The sequence below is a fragment of the Streptomyces sp. NPDC091292 genome, assembly GCF_044757265.1.
In the GTDB taxonomy this organism is placed as follows: Bacteria; Actinomycetota; Actinomycetes; order Streptomycetales; family Streptomycetaceae; genus Streptomyces.
On sequence record NZ_JBIVUQ010000030.1, the window covers coordinates 42,411 to 57,175 of the forward strand.

The window sequence follows — 14,765 nt, forward strand, 5'->3', positions numbered from 1 at the left end:
TCTTCGGAGCCGGTGGAAGGGTGTGTGCCGTCACGGGAACTGACGGGGGGCGGAAGATATTGTCACGCCCCATTCCTTGCCCTGCGTGCGGGAAACCGGCTGGAATGGTGTGAGGATATTCTTGGTTTCCATGAATGCGGAGAAGCGGAGCCTTCATATGGTGGGTCAGGGTCCGGATCACGATGTGGTGATCGTCGGCGGTGGTCCCGTGGGCATGATGCTCGCGATCGAACTCGGCCGCAGGGATGTCGACGTCCTGGTGGTCGAGCGGCGCGAGAGCAGACTCCGCCACCCCCGTGCCGTCGGTGTCCATCCGCGGACCATGGAGATCTTCCGGCAGCTCGGCATGGCCGACGAGGTACGGCAGGCCGGGGGCCTGCCCCTCGACGAGTGGCACACCGTCGGGTTCATGACCCGGCTGACCACTCCGGAGATCGGCCGGATCGACTTGGTCGGCGGGCCGGACGGGGTGGCCGCGGCGCTGGAGATCTCGCCCGAACTCACCGCCTGGTGCGCGCAGGACATCCTGGAGCCCCTGTTGCGCGAACGGGCCGCGAAACTGCCGAGCGTCCGCGTCGCCTACGGCCTGCGCGCCACCGGGGTCCGCCAGAACGCCGACGGCGTCACGGTCACCACCGCGCACGAACGGACCGGCGAGGAGACGCAGTTCAGCGCCCGCTACCTCGTGGGAGCCGACGGCGGCCGGAGCACCGTACGCAAGTCCGTCGGCATCGACGCGCCCCGCAGCCGCACGCTCAGCCACCAGATGAACGTGTGCTTCGAAGCCGATCTGCGCCCCTACATGGGGGACCGGAAACACATCCTGTGGTGGATCGTGAACCCGGAGACGCAGGGCACGTTCCTCACGTACGACGGGGACATGACCTGGGTCTATAGCTGGAACTACGACCCGGAGCGGGAGAACCCCGGTGACTACTCGCCGGAGCGCTGCGTGGAGGTGATCCGCTCGGCGATCGGGACGGACGACGACGTCGACATCAGCCTGGTCGGGCTGTTCCCCTGGACGATCGACTCGGCGCTCGCGGACCGGTTCCAGGAGGGGCGGGTGCTGCTCGTGGGCGACGCGGCGCACCGGCTGCCGCCGACCGGCGGTTTCGGGATGAACAGCGGTATCCAGGACGCGCAGAACCTGGCCTGGAAGCTGGACGCGGTCCTGCGCGGCCAGGCGGGACCGGGGCTTCTGGCCACCTATGCCGAGGAGCGGCGTGCCGTGGCCGCCGGCAATATCGAGCAGGCGCTGACCACGGCGGCTGCCTCGATGCGCGCGAGTTGGCTGTCGTACGACGCGGAGCGGCTGGGGAACATCGAGAAGCCGGAGGGCGCGGCGGACCGGCAGCGGATCGCGGACAACCTGGACGGGCAGGAGCCGCAGTACTCGACGTACGGGCAGCAGTTCGGCGTGGTCTACGAATCGGCGGCCGTCGTCCCGGACGGCACCGCGCCGGAGCCGTCGACGGTGACCGAGTACCGTCCGTCGGCCCGTCCCGGCGCGCACGCCCCGCACCGGTGGCTGCGGACCCGGTCCGGGGAGCGCGTCTCCACGGTCGACCTGCTGCACTCCCGTTTCGTGGTGCTCGCCACGCCGGAGGGCCGCGCGTGGCTCGACGCCGTACCGGACGTGGCCGCCGAACTCGGCCTCGGGATCGGTGCGTTCACGATCGGTACGGGCGGTGACCTCACGGACGAGGACGGCGGCCCGGCGTGGTGGAGCCGCTACGGGATCGGCCCGACCGGGGTGCTGCTCGTACGGCCCGACGGCCATGTCGCCTTCCGCGCCGCCGACGCCGAGGGGGGCGGCAGGCCACCGGCGGCGGTACTGACGGCGGCGCTGCGCCGGGTGCTGCACCTGGGGGACCTCTGATGGCCGCGCCGGATGCGGCACGGCCACAGGTGGTGCGTACCGCATGCGCTCAGGTACCGCCCGGCCACCGGTCGCGGCTCTTCTCCTCGATGGCCGAGACGATCACCGAGATCCGCGGGGTGAAGCGGTCGTCGGCGCGGACCAGGAGCTGCGAGGTGCGCAGGATGTGGACGTCGGTGAGCGCGATGGCCACCAGGTCGCTGTCCGGCGGATGCGGGGTCAGCTCCGGTGCGAGCGCGATGCCCCATCCGCTGTTCACCAGGCGCAGCGTGGTGTTGAGGTCGTCGACGGACGCGACGACCCGCGGTTCGAATCCGGCGCCGCGGCAGCGGGTGAGGACGAGATCGCCGAGCGGGGTCCGCGTTCCGAGCACCCAGGGTTCGCCGGCGAGGGCGCGCAGGTCGCAGGAGTCCTTCGCGCTGAGCGGGTGGTCGGCGCGGACGAACAGGCGCACGGCGTCCTGACCCAGGTCGTAGGCGTGCAGACCGCCCGAAGCGCTGTCGCCCTCGGACGGGTAGTGGGCGCAGAGCGTCATGTCGAGCAGGCCGCGGCGCAGATCACGGACGGCGTCGGCGGGCGGCAGCGAGTGCAGGTCGACGGTGAGCCGGGGGTAGCGCTGGTGGACCTCGGCCAGCGCCTCGCCGACGCCGGGCGGTCCCTCCCGGACCGGCAGCCCGATCCGTACCATCCCCTCCGGCTCGCCCCTGCGGTTGGCCAGCGAGGCTTCGGCGGCGCGCAGTTCGTCCAGGACGCGGTCCGTGTGCGCGACGAGTTCCTCACCGGCCTCGGTGAGGCTCAGGGTCGCGCCGTGGCGTCGCAGCAGGGGGACGCCGACCGACATCTCCAGGGCGGAGATCTGCTGGGACACGGCGGACCGTGTGTAGTTCAGGGCCTGCGCCGCCGCGGTGATGGAGCCGCGAAAGGAAACCTCCCGCAGCATCACGAGTTTGCGCACGTCGAGCACGGATCACTCCCGTTCCGTCCGGGAAAGTGCGGCTCCCCCGATTCGGTCGCGGGTCGACGGATCGACCGGAATAGCCATTCGTCCGCGATATTAGCAGTGATTTCGCCGGCTCCGAAGAATTCACAGGTGCCGCAATCTCAGAGGGGTGTGCCCATGTTCCGTGTCCTCGGCTTCTCCGGTTCCCTGCGCGAAGGATCGTTCAACACCCTGCTGCTGCGGGCGCTGCCGCCACTGCTTCCGGCCGGAATGTCCCTGGAGATCTTCGAAGGAATCGGCGAACTCCCGCTCTACGACCAGGATCTCGACGGTCCCGCCGAACCGCCGGCGGTCCGCCGCTTCCGGGACGCGGTGCGCGCGGCGGACGCGCTGGTCGTGGTGGCGCCGGAGTACAACCACACGGTGGCGCCGGTGACGAAGAACGCCGTCGACTGGGCGTCCCGGCCGGTGCGGGACGTGCCGCTGACCGGCAAGGGGGTCGTCACGCTGGTCGCGACGCCGGGCCGCGCGCTCGGTTTCCGCGCCCTCGCCGACCTCGGCCGCATCATCGGTGACCTGGGCAATCTCGTCGTACCGCAGCCGGAGGTGGTGCTCAACTCCGCGCACACGATGCTCGGTACGGACGGTTCGGGGGCGCCGGTCCTGACCGATCCGACGGCGCGGTATCTCATCGGGACGCAGTTCAAGATCCTCGCCGATCTGCTCGCGGCGGACGCGCCCGGCGTTCTGGCGCGCTCGATCGAGAAGCACTGGGACGCCCGTCTTCCGGGGAGCCGTGGCTGACCCGTCCGTCCTGGGCGCGCGGACCGTCACTTCACCTGACGGGGGGAGTCGAATGCCGTCACGTACGCATTACTTGTCACCCGGCCGGATCACGGCTGAAATGACATCCGATCCCCCCACTCCCGGTTCGCACACCAATGCGCACGCATAATCGCGCGCGGCGGCGGATCGGATTTTCCGGCAGGGAATTCCGGCCGCCGAGAAGGCACCTGGAAAGGACGACCAATGGTGCACACCCCTACCGAGTCGCCGGCGGATCCCGAACCCGCGGGGCCGCCGAGACCCCGCCCACGGGGATATGTCGGCGGCGGGCTGACGGTTCTGCTGCTGGCCCTGATGTGGCCGGCGCAGGTACTCAACGGCTCCGCCCTGATCACCTCCGTCGCACAGGCCCAGATCGCCCAGCATTTCCACACCACGAACATCGCCTGGTTCTCCCTGGTGCCCGTCCTGGTCGGGGCGGTGCTGACGCCGTTCGTCGTGAAGTTCGGCGAGCAGTACGGCAAGCGGCGCGTGATGCTGGTCATCACGGCGCTCGGACTGGTCGGGGACGTGATCGCCGCGCTCGCCCCGACCTTCACGGTCATTCTTGTCGGCCGGGCGGTCGCCGCCTGCTACGTACCGATCGCGGCGCTCGTCTTCGCGGCCGTGCGTGATCTGTTCCCGGCCCGCCGGATCGGCTCCGCCTCGGGGCTGATCGGATCCACGCTCAGCTTCGTCATCGCGATCTGCCCGCTGCTCACCGGCTGGCTGCTGGACAACTTCGGGTTCCGAGGCGCGCTGTGGTTCGTCACCGCCTGCACCGGGCTCGCCTTCGTCCTCATCATGCTGTTCGTGCCGGAGACCCCGCTGCGCGCCCGGGGCGAGACGTTCGACTGGTGGGGCGGCATCCTGCTCGGCGGGGGCATCGCGGCGCTGACGTACGGGGTCGGTCAGGGGGTGGTCTGGGGCTGGACGGACCCCCGTACGCTGGCGTTCGTCGTGGGCTCCCTCGTCGCGGCCGTCGCGTTCGTCCAGGTCGAACGGGCCGTGCGCCACCCGCTGATGGACATCCGGATGCTGAAGCGGCGCGACGCGGCCACGGCCATCGGCGCGGGCGTCTTCGTCCAGGGCACCGCCCAGTCGGCGGGGATGACGCTGTTCATCATCGTGCCGCTCTATCCGTCGATACCGGGTGTCTCGGACGGTCTCGGCTGGTCCGCCACGCATGCCGCGCTCGTCGGACTCCCCGGCGGTGTCCTCGCGTTCGCGATAGGCGCCACCGCCGGCACCCTCTCCCGCTGGCTGAACCCCCGCCTGACCTGGTGGGCCGCCATCGCGATCGCCACCACCGGAATGACCCTGATGGGCTTCTACCACCACAACGAGATCCAGTGGATGGTGACCAGCGCCATCGTGGCCGTCGGCACCGGCCTCATCTACGCCTTCCGCCCGATCCTCCTGGTCAGCGCGGTGTCCGACGAGGAACAGTCGGTGGCGAGCGGCATGGCGATGCTGCTGCTCGGTGTGGTGATCAGCATCATGGCCCAGGTGGCGTTCAGCGTGGCCCGGCGGCACTCCGTGGTGGTCGACGGCACCGCGTTCTACCGCGACACCGGCTATCAGCAGACCTTCTTCACGCTCGCGGGAGCCCTGGCGGTCGGCCTGGTCGTCTCGCTGTTCATCCCCAAGCTCCGCCTGCCGGACCGGACGTGACCGCACCCGGCACCACTCCTGAAGGAACCGAACCTCGAAGGGGAGAAGAAGCCCATGGAGTACCTCACCGCTTTCGAACGCACCCTGGGACTCGGGCAGGAGCCGTACAGCCTCGCGCGAAACGAGCTGGGCCAGGCCGCCGAGACGGGCCGTGACGTCACCGCGCTGCGCGCCGAGTTCGACGCGCTCGACCCCGGGGACGAGGCCGCGCTCACCGAGATCTACGAACGGACCCTGGCACTCCCCGGGCCGGCCGACTGGCCGTACTACGAGGGCTCCGACCTGGACGGCATCGTGGCCCGGCTGCCCGCCGCCGGGGAGGAGACGGTGGCCGGCGGCCACGACCTCGCCGGCCGGCTGCGCGGCGCCTGGTCCGGGCGGGTCGTCGGCAACATGCTGGGCAAGCCGGTGGAGATGGGCTGGCCCCGGGCCCGGCTCAAGGAGTACCTGCTCGCCCAGGACGCGTATCCGCTCACCGACTACGTGCCGCTGGAGAGCGAGGACGAGTCCGAGAAGTACGGGTTCGTCCTCCTGGAGAAGAACGTCACACGGGGCCGTATCGACGGCTCGGCCCGCGACGACGACGTCGACTACACCATTTTCGGCCTGCACCTCCTGGAGACCTACGGCACCGCGTACACCTCGTGGCACGTGGCCTACGAATGGCTGCGCCGCTTCCCTGCCTACCAGGTCTTCACCGCCGAACGGGCCGCGTACCAGAACCTGGTGCGTGAGGTGCCGCTCGACCGGGTCGGCGAGTACCACAACCCGTTCCGCGAGTGGATCGGCGCGCAGATCCGGGCCGACATCTTCGGTTACGTGTCCCCGGGCGCGCCGCGCCGGGCCGCGCTCCTCGCCTACCAGGACGCGTTCCTCAGCCACCGGGCCAACGGGATCTACGGCGAGATGTGGGCCGCCGCGCTCATCGCGAGCGCCTTCACGGCGGACAGCCCCGAGGAGTCCGTCGTCCGCTCGCTCGACCACGTACCGGGCGATTCCCGGCTGGCCGCCGAGGTGCGGACCGTGCTCGCCGACTACCGCGCCGGTCTCTCCTGGGAGGACTGCCTAGACCGCCTCGACGCCCGCCACCAGGGCATGAGCTGGGTACACACCCTCAACAACACGGGCGTCCTCACGGCGGGAATCCTCTGGGGCGAGGGCGACTTCACGTCCACGATCGCCCTGACCGTCCAGGCGGGCCTGGACACGGACTCGACCGGCGCCACAGCCGGCTCCTGGGCAGGCGCCTTCCTGGGCGACAAGGCCATCCCGCCCCACTGGCTGACCCCACTCAAGGACCGGGTCCGCAGCGCGGTATTCGGCTTCGGCAACACAACAATCGATTCCCTGACAAACCGAACGACCACTCTGGTGGAGACCTTGCGACACACATAGACACACGGAGGCAATGAGACGGGCCGGACGCGTGGGGACGCATTCAGCCGGTCCGGAGCATGGGGATGCAAACAGCCGGTCCGGAGCATGGGGACCCAATCGGCCCGTCCGCCGCGTGGGAACGCAATCAGCCGGTCCGGAGCATGGGGACGCAATCAGCCGGTCCGGCGCTTGAGGACACAATTCAGCCCGTCCGGCGTTTGAGGACGAGGGCGAAGCCCGACAATCAAGCCCGTCCGGCGCTTGAGGACAAGGCCGCAGGCCGACAACCAAGCCCGTCCGGCGCTTGAGGACAAGGCCGAAGGCCGACAACCAAGCCCGTCCGGCGCTTGAGGACGAGGGCGACTTCCGGTCAGCCCAAAATCCCCCGGTCATAACCAACCGCAACCGCCGCCGCCCGATCCCCAACCCCCAACTTCCCATACACATGCGTCAGATGAGTCTTCACTGTCGCCTCACTGATGAACAGCACCCGGGCGATCTCCCGGTTGGACGTCCCCTTGGCGACCAGAACAAGGACCTCCCGCTCGCGAGCCGAGAGCGGAGCCCCCGCCGGGGTCGCGGGACCACGAACCGCCGACACCAACCGTGACGCGACGGCAGGAGAAAGCACCGTACGCCCAGCGGCAGCACCCCGTACCGCCGCGAACAGTTCGTCCCGAGGGGCGTCCTTGAGGAGATAGCCGGTCGCCCCGGCCTCGATCGCGGGGATCGTGTCGGAGTCCGTGTCGTACGTGGTGAGGACAAGCACCTTGGCGCGGGCGCCGGCCCGGGTCAGCTCAGCGATGGCGTCGACCCCGCCACCCCCGGGCATCCGCAGATCCATCAGGACGACGTCAGGATCGAGTGCGGCGACGCACGCCACCGCGTCGACCCCGTTCGCCGCCTCGCCGAGAACGGTGAAGTCGGGCGCGGACTCGAACATGCCGCGCAGCCCGTCCCGTACGACGGGATGGTCGTCGACGATCAGGAGGGTGATGGGCGCGTCATCAGACATGGCGCACCAACGGTACGCGAGCCGACACCGCCGTACCCTGCCCCGGTTCCGCTTCAACACTCAGGGACCCGGCCAGCCGCCCCGCACGGGCCCGCATACCGTCGAGTCCGAAGCCGCCGTGCCCCGAGCGCGGCGGCAGCGCCGCCAAATCAAAGCCGCGCCCGTCGTCGCGTACGTCGAGCGTGACCTCGCCCGCCATGTACGACAGGGTGACGCCGGTACGGGTCGCCGAGGCGTGGCGCGCGGTGTTGGACAGGGCTTCCTGGGCGATCCGCAGGAGGGTCGCCTCCACCTCGTCGTGGAGGGGTTCGGCGGTGCCGGTGACGGTGAACTCGGCGCGTACGCCGGTCCGTTCGGCCCAGGAGAGGACCGTTTTCTCCAGGGCCTGCGGCAGCGCGTCGTGCTCCAGGGCGACGGGGGCCAGGTTGTGGACGGCGCGGCGCGCCTCGCCGAGGCTGTGCCGGGCGAGACCGGCCGCCCGGTCCAGATGGGCGCGGGCCGAGTCGGGGTCGCTGGTGCCCGCGACGACCTGGAGCTGGGCGATGATCCCGGTCAGGCCCTGCGCGATGGTGTCGTGGATCTCGGCGGCGAGCCGCCGCCGCTCGTCCGCGACGCCCGCCTCACGCGCTTGAACGAGGAGTTGGGTGTGGAGGGCGGCGTTCTCGTCGAGGGCGAGCTGAAGGCGGGCGTTGGTGCGCTCCAGTTCGGCGATGGTGTCCTTCTGGAGGCGGCTGCGGTCCTGGTCCTGCTTCTCGAAGTGCTCGAAGAGGGCGACGAGTACGAGGTTGGCGCCGAGCACGCCGCCGAACAGCCCCCATTGGAGGGCGCTCCCCGGCGGCAGTCCGCCGGACTGCGAGCCGGCCATGGTGACGGCGGACGCGAGCAGGCCGACCCGTCGCAGGCGGGGTGGCAGCAGCCGGTCCACGCAGAAGTAGCCACTGGCCGCGAAGAACGCGAAGAACGGGTTGAGCCAGGTCAGCGCGAAGGCGAGGGCCCAGCGCACGGCGTAGTACGCGTTGCTGAACGCGGAGGGCCCCGGGTGCCGGTCGCCGAACCGCAGCCACCCCACCTGGAGCACGACGGCGGCCACGACCAGTACCCCCGCCACGGCGCGCTCCGCGCCGCTCATCAGCAGATCGGCGGAGGCGGCCGACATGGCGAGCCCGACCCCGAGCAGACCGAACGGCCCCCAGCGGTGGAAGGTCCGCCAGCGCTTGTCGACCGGATCGACCGGATCGACAGCCACCGACGCGGACATCGATACGGGCGTCGTCATCGCCCCAGTCTCACGCACGGCGTCGCCCCCCTCACCGGCGCGTCACTCCCACCGAAACCAGCGATTGGCGGCCCCGGAAAGCCCCACCGTCCACACGGCCAGCACCCCGAGATGCGCCCACCCGGGCCAGTCCCCGGCAGCGGCCTGCCCGAGCGCCTGCGCGGCAGCACCGAACGGCGTCAGCTCCACCACCTGCGCGAGAGCATCGGGCATGGCCTGGACGGGCAGCCACACGCCCGCCGTGAACATCATCGGGAAGAACACCGCCGAGCCGATCGCGTTGGAGATCTTCGTGGTACGGGACAGCGCGGACACCAGGGAGCCCAGGGCGAGGGCGGCCAGGACGGCGAGGAGCAGCGCGAGCACGTATCCGGCGAGTTGGCGGGGCAGCGCGACGTCGAAGACGAGGCGGCCGACGGTCAGCGAGAGGACCGCCGAGATCAGCGCGGCGGCGCCGTGCAGGGTGGTCTGGGCGCCGAGCAGCGCCGCCGGGCGTACGGGCGTCGTGGACATCCGGCGCAGGATGCCCCGTTCGCGATAGCCGGTGATGACGGGCGGCATTGCCTGCAACCCGGCCATGATCAGGGCGAGCAGCACGGTGACGGGGACGTACAGGTCGACGGTCCGGATGCCGCCGAGGGAGTCCTGGGGCTCCCGGAACGACGGGATCGAGCCGAGGATCACCAGGAGCAGCGTCGGAAAGGCCATGATCCAGAACAGCGCTCCGGGTTCCCGGAGGAACAGCCGGGTCTCCGCCTTCAGGACGGCGAGGGTGGGCCGCGGGGCTGTCGCGTTCGTGGTCGTGGCGTTCATGGTCGTGGCGGTCATGCCGTGGCTCCCGTCAGATCGAGGAACGCGTCGTCCAGCGTGGCGTCGGTGACCCGGAGCTGGTGGGCGGTGACGTGGTGCCGGGCGAGCAGCGTGATGACGGCGTTGACGGTCTCGTCGGTGCCGGTGATGGTGAGACGGCCGTCCTTGTGTGCGACGGACGCGACATCGGGCAGCGCCCCGAGCGCCGCCTCGTCGAGGGACGCGGACGGTGTGAAGGAGATGACGGTGGAACCGACGGCCCTGCGGATCAGCCCGGCCGGTGTGTCGAGTGCGGCGACCCGGCCCCGGTCGATCACGGCGATCCGGTCGCAGAGCCGCTGAGCCTCCTCCATGAAGTGCGTCACCAGCAGGACGGTCACGCCACTGTCGCGGACGTCCTCGATGAGCTGCCAGGTGTCGCGCCGCGCGCGCGGGTCGAGGCCGGTGGTCAGCTCGTCCAGGACGACCACGCGCGGGTTGCCGATCAGGGCGAGGGCGATGAAGAGGCGTTGTTTCTGGCCACCGCTGAGCTTCGCGAACCGGGTGCCCAGCTTGTCGGTCAGCCCGAGGCGTTCGGCGAGTGGACGCCAGTCGGCGGGCGACGGATAGAACCCGGCGTACAGTTCCAGCGCCTCGCGGACCGTGAGTTTCCCCTGGAGTTCGGACTCCTGGAGCTGGGCGCCGAGCACCTGGACGACCTCGTCGTGGTCGGCGACGGGGTCGAACCCGGCGACCCGGACCCGTCCGGCGTCCGGCACCCGCAGGCCCTCGACGCATTCGACGGTGGTGGTCTTGCCGGCGCCGTTCGGCCCAAGGATGCCGAAGATCTCCCCCTCCTCCACGGAGAAGGAGACACCGTCCACGACGGTCCGCCCGCCGTACGCCTTGGTGAGTCCGTGCACTTCGATGACGGGCGGGGAGGTGGACCGAGAGGTCGGTCGTGTGGTGGGCATGGACCGAGAATCCCGGTCCGGGGGCCGGCCCCGCAATCGCCCGTCCCGCTCGAAGGGGCATCAACCGATTGGTGGATACGGGGCTACGACCTAAGTCCAGCGGCCGAGTAGAAGTGAGGCAAAACTCAGTGGGCTGTGTCAGTGGTGAACCGTAGGCTCGCTCCTGATGCCCACTTCACCTGTATCGGCCACGGACCCCGCACGGGACCCCGCGCCCTCCGCCGTACGCACCCTCCTGCGCCTGTGGCCGTTCGTACGGCCGGTGCGGGCGCGGTGGTTCACGGCCGCGTTCGTCGCCGTCGTCGCCTCCTGTCTGTCGCTGGTGTTCCCGATCGTCCTGAAGTGGATGGTGGACGGGCCGGTCGCCGACCGGGACCCGGGCGGGGTGTGGCTGGGCGCGGGCCTGCTGCTCGCTCTCGGAGTCGCCGAGGCGCTGCTGTTCGGGTTCCGCCGATGGCTGGTCGCCCGGCCGCTCGCGGGCGTGGAGGCGCGGATGCGGGCGGAACTGTACGGGCATCTCCAGCGGCTCCCGGTCGCCTTCCACGACCGGTGGCCCTCCGGACAGCTGCTGTCCCGGGGGACGACGGACCTGATGGTCGTACGGATGTTCCTGGCGTTCCCGCTGACCTTCCTGCTGGTCAACGGGGTCACGATCATCGCCGGTTTCGCCCTGCTCATCGCGCAGGACTGGACGCTCGGCCTGGTGCTCGTCGTCCCGGCGGCCCCGCTGATGCTGCTGTGCTACCAGTTCGAGACGAAGTACGCGAAGGCGTCCCGTACCGCGCAGGACCAGGTCGGCGATCTGACGACGGTCGTCGAGGAGAGCGTCCTCGGTATCCGCATCATCAAGGGTTTCGGGCGGCACCGGAGCCAGGCCCGCGCGTTCTGGGAACTCTCCCGCACCCTGCGCGGCACCGAGCTGACGAAGGCCCGGCTGCTGGCCGGGCTCCTCTCGCTCATCACCTTGCTGCCGGAGGCCGCGCTCGGCGCCGCGCTGGTCCTGGGCACCGTGCAGGTCGCGGACGGCGAGTTGTCGGCGGGCACGCTCGTGGCGTTCCTGTCGACGGCTCTCGCGCTGCGCTGGCCCATCGACTCGATCGGCTTCCTGCTCGCCCTCAGCCAGGAGGCGGCGACGGCGACGCGCCGGTACTTCGAGGTGATGGACGCGGAGGAGGAGGCCGACGAGGGCCCGGCACCAAAAGCTCTCGGACCGGACGACTCCGTACCCGGCGACGGCCTGCGTTTCCACGGCGTGCGGTTCCGCTACCCCGACGCACCACCCACCTCCGTACCCGTCCTCGACCACATCGACCTCCACGTACGGCAGGGCGAAACGATGGCGCTGGTCGGGGCCACCGGCAGCGGCAAGACGACCCTGACGGCGCTGGTGCCCCGGCTGCACGAGATCACCTCGGGCCGTATCACCCTGGACGGCCGCGACATCACCGCGATGGAACGGGCCGAGCTGCGCACCCTGGTCTCCGTCGCGTTCGAGGAACCGACCCTGTTCTCCGCGTCCGTCGCCGAGAACGTCCTCATGGGCGCCCCGCCGGCCCCCGGGGACGGTGACCTGGACCGCGCCCTGGGCGTCGCGCAGGCGGACTTCGTGAAGCGGCTGCCGGACGGCCCCGGCACGGAGGTCGGCGAACAGGGGCTCAGCCTCTCCGGCGGTCAGCGCCAGCGCCTCGCGCTCGCGCGGGCTGTCGTGGGCCGCCCCCGTTTCCTCGTCCTGGACGACCCACTGTCCGCGCTAGACGTGCACACGGAGGCGCTGGTGGAGGCCGCTCTGCGCGAAGTGCTCGCCGAGACGACGGCGCTGGTCGTGGCGCACCGGCCGTCGACCGTGCTCCTCGCGGACCGGGTGGCGCTGCTGTCCGAGGGCCGCGTCACCGCCGTGGGCACGCACCAGGAACTACTGCGTACGAGCGCCGAGTACCGCCATCTGATGGCGGGCGACGAAGGCCAGGAGGGGGACCCGACCCAGTGACGGACATCACGGACACGACGAACACGATCACCGCAGAGTCGGCTACGACGGAACCGGCCCCGGCCCCCGTACAGAAGAAGCCCGCCCCCGCCCCCACCGACCCCTTCGACCAGGACGACCTCCCCACCCCCCAAGGCGCCACCGGCGGTCTGCTCCGCTCGCTCCTCGCGCCCCGCCGCCGCATGGTGCTGGTCGCGGCGCTCTGTCTGCTGCTCCAGCAGGCGGCCGTCCAGGCGGGACCGCTGCTCGTGGCGTACGCCATCGACCGCGCCGTTCCCGCCTTCCGCGCCGACGACTACGGGCCGCTGACGGCGGTGGCGATCGGCTATCTGCTCGCGGCGGTCGGCTCCGCCGCCTTCCTGTACACCTTCGTACGGGTGTCGGCGCTGGTCAGCCAGGACGTGCTGCTCGATCTGCGCGGCCGTATCTTCCGGCACGGGCAGGCGCTGAGCGTCGACTTCCACGACCGGTACACCTCGGGCCGGCTGATCTCCCGCGCCACGACGGATGTCGAGTCCCTGCGCGAACTCCTCGCCGAAGGGCTCCAGGAGCTGATCAACGTCATCCTGGCGTCCGTGTACATCACGGTGATGCTGCTCTGGCTCGACCTCGGCATCGGCAGTGTCGCCGCGCTGTCCTTCGTACCGCTGTATGTGCTGATCCAGCAGTACCGGCGGCGCGCGGGCCGGGTGTACGGGGAGCGGTCCACGGCGATCGCGGGCGTGATCGTCAAGTTCGCGGAGACGATGAACGGCATCCGGCCGGTACGGGCGTTCCGGCGCGAGCGGGCCAACGACGCGGACTTCGCCAAGCTCAACCACCGGCACGAGTGGTCGAACGGTGACGCGCTCCTGGCGATGGCCCGCTATGTCGTCGGCTCCCGGCTGGTGGCCAACACGGCGGTCGCGGGCATGGTGCTGTGGGGCGCGTACCGGGTCGCGGACGGCACGCTTGAGCTGGGTGTGCTGGCGGCGGCGGTGCTGTTCATCCGGCGGCTGTACGACCCGATAGACCGGCTGGCGATGTTCCTCAACTCGTACGAGTCGGCGGCGGCTTCGCTGCGGAAGATCGCGGGGCTGTTGCACCAGGAACCGTCGGTTCCCGAGCCGTCCGAGCCGCGTGCGCTGCCGGTGCTCGCCGGTGACCGGCAGGGCCGCGAGGCCGTCTTCGACGGGGTGCGGTTCGCGTACCGCACGGGCGGTGAGGTGCTGCCCGCCTTCGATCTGCGGATTCCGGCGGGCCAGACCGTCGCGGTGGTCGGTTCGACGGGTGCGGGCAAGTCGACGCTGGCCAAGCTGCTGGCCCGGTTCTACGACCCGACCGAGGGGCGGGTACTACTCGACGGCGTGGACCTGCGGGAGCTGTCCGTACTCGAACTGCGGCGCGGGGTCGTGATGGTGACGCAGGAGGCGTTCCTGTTCTCCGGCACGGTCGCCGAGAACATCGCCATCGGCCGCCCCGACGCGTCCCGCGAGGACATCGAACGGGCCGCGAAGGCGATCGGGGCGCACGACTTCATCATGGCGCTGCCGGACGGGTACGACACGGATGTCCGCAAGCGGGGTGGCCGTATCTCGGCGGGGCAGCGGCAGTTGGTGGCGTTCGCACGGGCGCTCCTCGCCGATCCGGCGGTGCTGATCCTGGACGAGGCGACCAGTTCGCTGGACATCCCCGGCGAGCGGGCGGTCCAGCGCGCGATGCACACGGTGTTGCGGGGGCGCACGGCGGTGGTGATCGCGCACCGGTTGTCGACGGTGGAGATCGCGGACCGGGTCCTGGTGATGGCGGACGGCCGAGTGATCGAGGATGGGACGCCGAAGGATCTGATCGCGGGGACGGGCCCGTTCGCCGGCCTGCACCAGGCGTGGCGGGAGAGCTTGTCGGGGGGCGCGGTGCCAGGGCCCGCGAGCCCGGCCTGATCCGAACGAGAGGCTTTGGAGCAGGGCGCCGCCGGAGACCTCGATGGGCGGTGACCCAGCGCAGTCCGTCGGAGGCGAGCGTGGCGGTGGCGTCACCGATCTCGGCG

The 14,765-nt window shown here is 70.7% G+C and carries 11 protein-coding genes; 6 read left to right on the forward strand and 5 right to left on the reverse strand.

The window, feature by feature from the left end:
* Positions 1-157: 157 nt before the first annotated feature.
* Positions 158-1,882 carry an FAD-dependent monooxygenase gene (locus tag ACIQNU_RS40415; protein ID WP_401376666.1) on the forward strand — a complete coding sequence of 575 codons (1,725 nt, stop codon included), beginning with the start codon at positions 158-160 and terminating at the stop codon, positions 1,880-1,882.
* 49 nt (positions 1,883-1,931) lie between these two features.
* Here ACIQNU_RS40415 and ACIQNU_RS40420 read toward each other — a convergent pair whose 3' ends face one another.
* A complete protein-coding gene (locus ACIQNU_RS40420; RefSeq protein ID WP_401376669.1) occupies positions 1,932-2,846 on the reverse strand; it encodes a LysR family transcriptional regulator in 915 nt (304 codons plus the stop codon).
* A gap of 153 nt (positions 2,847-2,999) precedes the next feature.
* On the opposite strand from ACIQNU_RS40420, the gene ACIQNU_RS40425 reads away from it, so the two are divergent.
* The 3 genes from ACIQNU_RS40425 to ACIQNU_RS40435 all read left to right on the forward strand — a co-directional run bounded on the left by ACIQNU_RS40425 (position 3,000) and on the right by ACIQNU_RS40435 (position 6,716).
* Entirely contained in the window at positions 3,000-3,626 is a 627-nt protein-coding gene (locus ACIQNU_RS40425) for an NADPH-dependent FMN reductase (protein WP_401376671.1), read from the forward strand.
* A 225-nt stretch (positions 3,627-3,851) separates the two neighbouring features.
* The gene (locus ACIQNU_RS40430) at positions 3,852-5,321 is read left to right on the forward strand and encodes an MFS transporter (RefSeq protein ID WP_401376674.1); all 1,470 of its coding nucleotides are present in this window, start codon (positions 3,852-3,854) and stop codon (positions 5,319-5,321) included.
* Positions 5,322-5,375: 54 nt separating this feature from the next.
* Positions 5,376-6,716: an ADP-ribosylglycohydrolase family protein gene (locus ACIQNU_RS40435; RefSeq protein WP_401376677.1), complete on the forward strand. Its 1,341-nt coding sequence runs from the start codon at positions 5,376-5,378 to the stop codon at positions 6,714-6,716.
* Between the two features lie 352 nt (positions 6,717-7,068).
* On the opposite strand, the gene ACIQNU_RS40440 is transcribed toward ACIQNU_RS40435, so the two are convergent.
* Genes ACIQNU_RS40440 through ACIQNU_RS40455 form a run of 4 tightly spaced genes read right to left on the reverse strand, consistent with a single transcriptional unit; the run spans position 7,069 to position 10,752 of the window.
* Positions 7,069-7,713 (reverse strand): response regulator, encoded by a 645-nt coding sequence (locus ACIQNU_RS40440; protein WP_401376679.1) that lies wholly within the window; start codon positions 7,711-7,713, stop codon positions 7,069-7,071.
* Positions 7,706-8,989, reverse strand: coding sequence for a sensor histidine kinase (locus ACIQNU_RS40445; protein ID WP_401376682.1), 1,284 nt, complete (start codon positions 8,987-8,989; stop codon positions 7,706-7,708). The genes ACIQNU_RS40440 and ACIQNU_RS40445 overlap by 8 nt, the downstream gene beginning before the upstream one ends.
* A gap of 42 nt (positions 8,990-9,031) precedes the next feature.
* The gene (locus tag ACIQNU_RS40450; protein WP_401376685.1) at positions 9,032-9,817 is read right to left on the reverse strand and encodes an ABC transporter permease; all 786 of its coding nucleotides are present in this window, start codon (positions 9,815-9,817) and stop codon (positions 9,032-9,034) included.
* The gene (locus ACIQNU_RS40455; RefSeq protein WP_401376687.1) at positions 9,814-10,752 is read right to left on the reverse strand and encodes an ATP-binding cassette domain-containing protein; all 939 of its coding nucleotides are present in this window, start codon (positions 10,750-10,752) and stop codon (positions 9,814-9,816) included. Before ACIQNU_RS40455 ends, ACIQNU_RS40450 begins: the two co-directional genes overlap by 4 nt.
* A gap of 166 nt (positions 10,753-10,918) precedes the next feature.
* Between ACIQNU_RS40455 and ACIQNU_RS40460 the strand changes: the two genes are divergently transcribed.
* Both ACIQNU_RS40460 and ACIQNU_RS40465 read left to right on the forward strand, forming a co-directional pair.
* Positions 10,919-12,739 (forward strand): ABC transporter ATP-binding protein, encoded by a 1,821-nt coding sequence (locus ACIQNU_RS40460; RefSeq protein WP_401376688.1) that lies wholly within the window; start codon positions 10,919-10,921, stop codon positions 12,737-12,739.
* 5 nt (positions 12,740-12,744) lie between these two features.
* Positions 12,745-14,658, forward strand: coding sequence for an ABC transporter ATP-binding protein (locus ACIQNU_RS40465; protein WP_401376749.1), 1,914 nt, complete (start codon positions 12,745-12,747; stop codon positions 14,656-14,658).
* The last annotated feature ends 107 nt before the right edge of the window (positions 14,659-14,765 follow it).

Coding starts and splice junctions, on each gene's coding strand:
- ACIQNU_RS40415 (WP_401376666.1), top strand. CDS start 158: ATGGTGGGTCAGGGTCCGGATCACGATGTGGTGATCGTCGGCGGTGGT.
- ACIQNU_RS40425 (WP_401376671.1), top strand. CDS start 3,000: ATGTTCCGTGTCCTCGGCTTCTCCGGTTCCCTGCGCGAAGGATCGTTC.
- ACIQNU_RS40430 (WP_401376674.1), top strand. CDS start 3,852: ATGGTGCACACCCCTACCGAGTCGCCGGCGGATCCCGAACCCGCGGGG.
- ACIQNU_RS40435 (WP_401376677.1), top strand. CDS start 5,376: ATGGAGTACCTCACCGCTTTCGAACGCACCCTGGGACTCGGGCAGGAG.
- ACIQNU_RS40440 (WP_401376679.1), bottom strand. CDS start 7,713: ATGTCTGATGACGCGCCCATCACCCTCCTGATCGTCGACGACCATCCC.
- ACIQNU_RS40445 (WP_401376682.1), bottom strand. CDS start 8,989: ATGACGACGCCCGTATCGATGTCCGCGTCGGTGGCTGTCGATCCGGTC.
- ACIQNU_RS40450 (WP_401376685.1), bottom strand. CDS start 9,817: ATGACCGCCACGACCATGAACGCCACGACCACGAACGCGACAGCCCCG.
- ACIQNU_RS40455 (WP_401376687.1), bottom strand. CDS start 10,752: ATGCCCACCACACGACCGACCTCTCGGTCCACCTCCCCGCCCGTCATC.
- ACIQNU_RS40460 (WP_401376688.1), top strand. CDS start 10,919: ATGCCCACTTCACCTGTATCGGCCACGGACCCCGCACGGGACCCCGCG.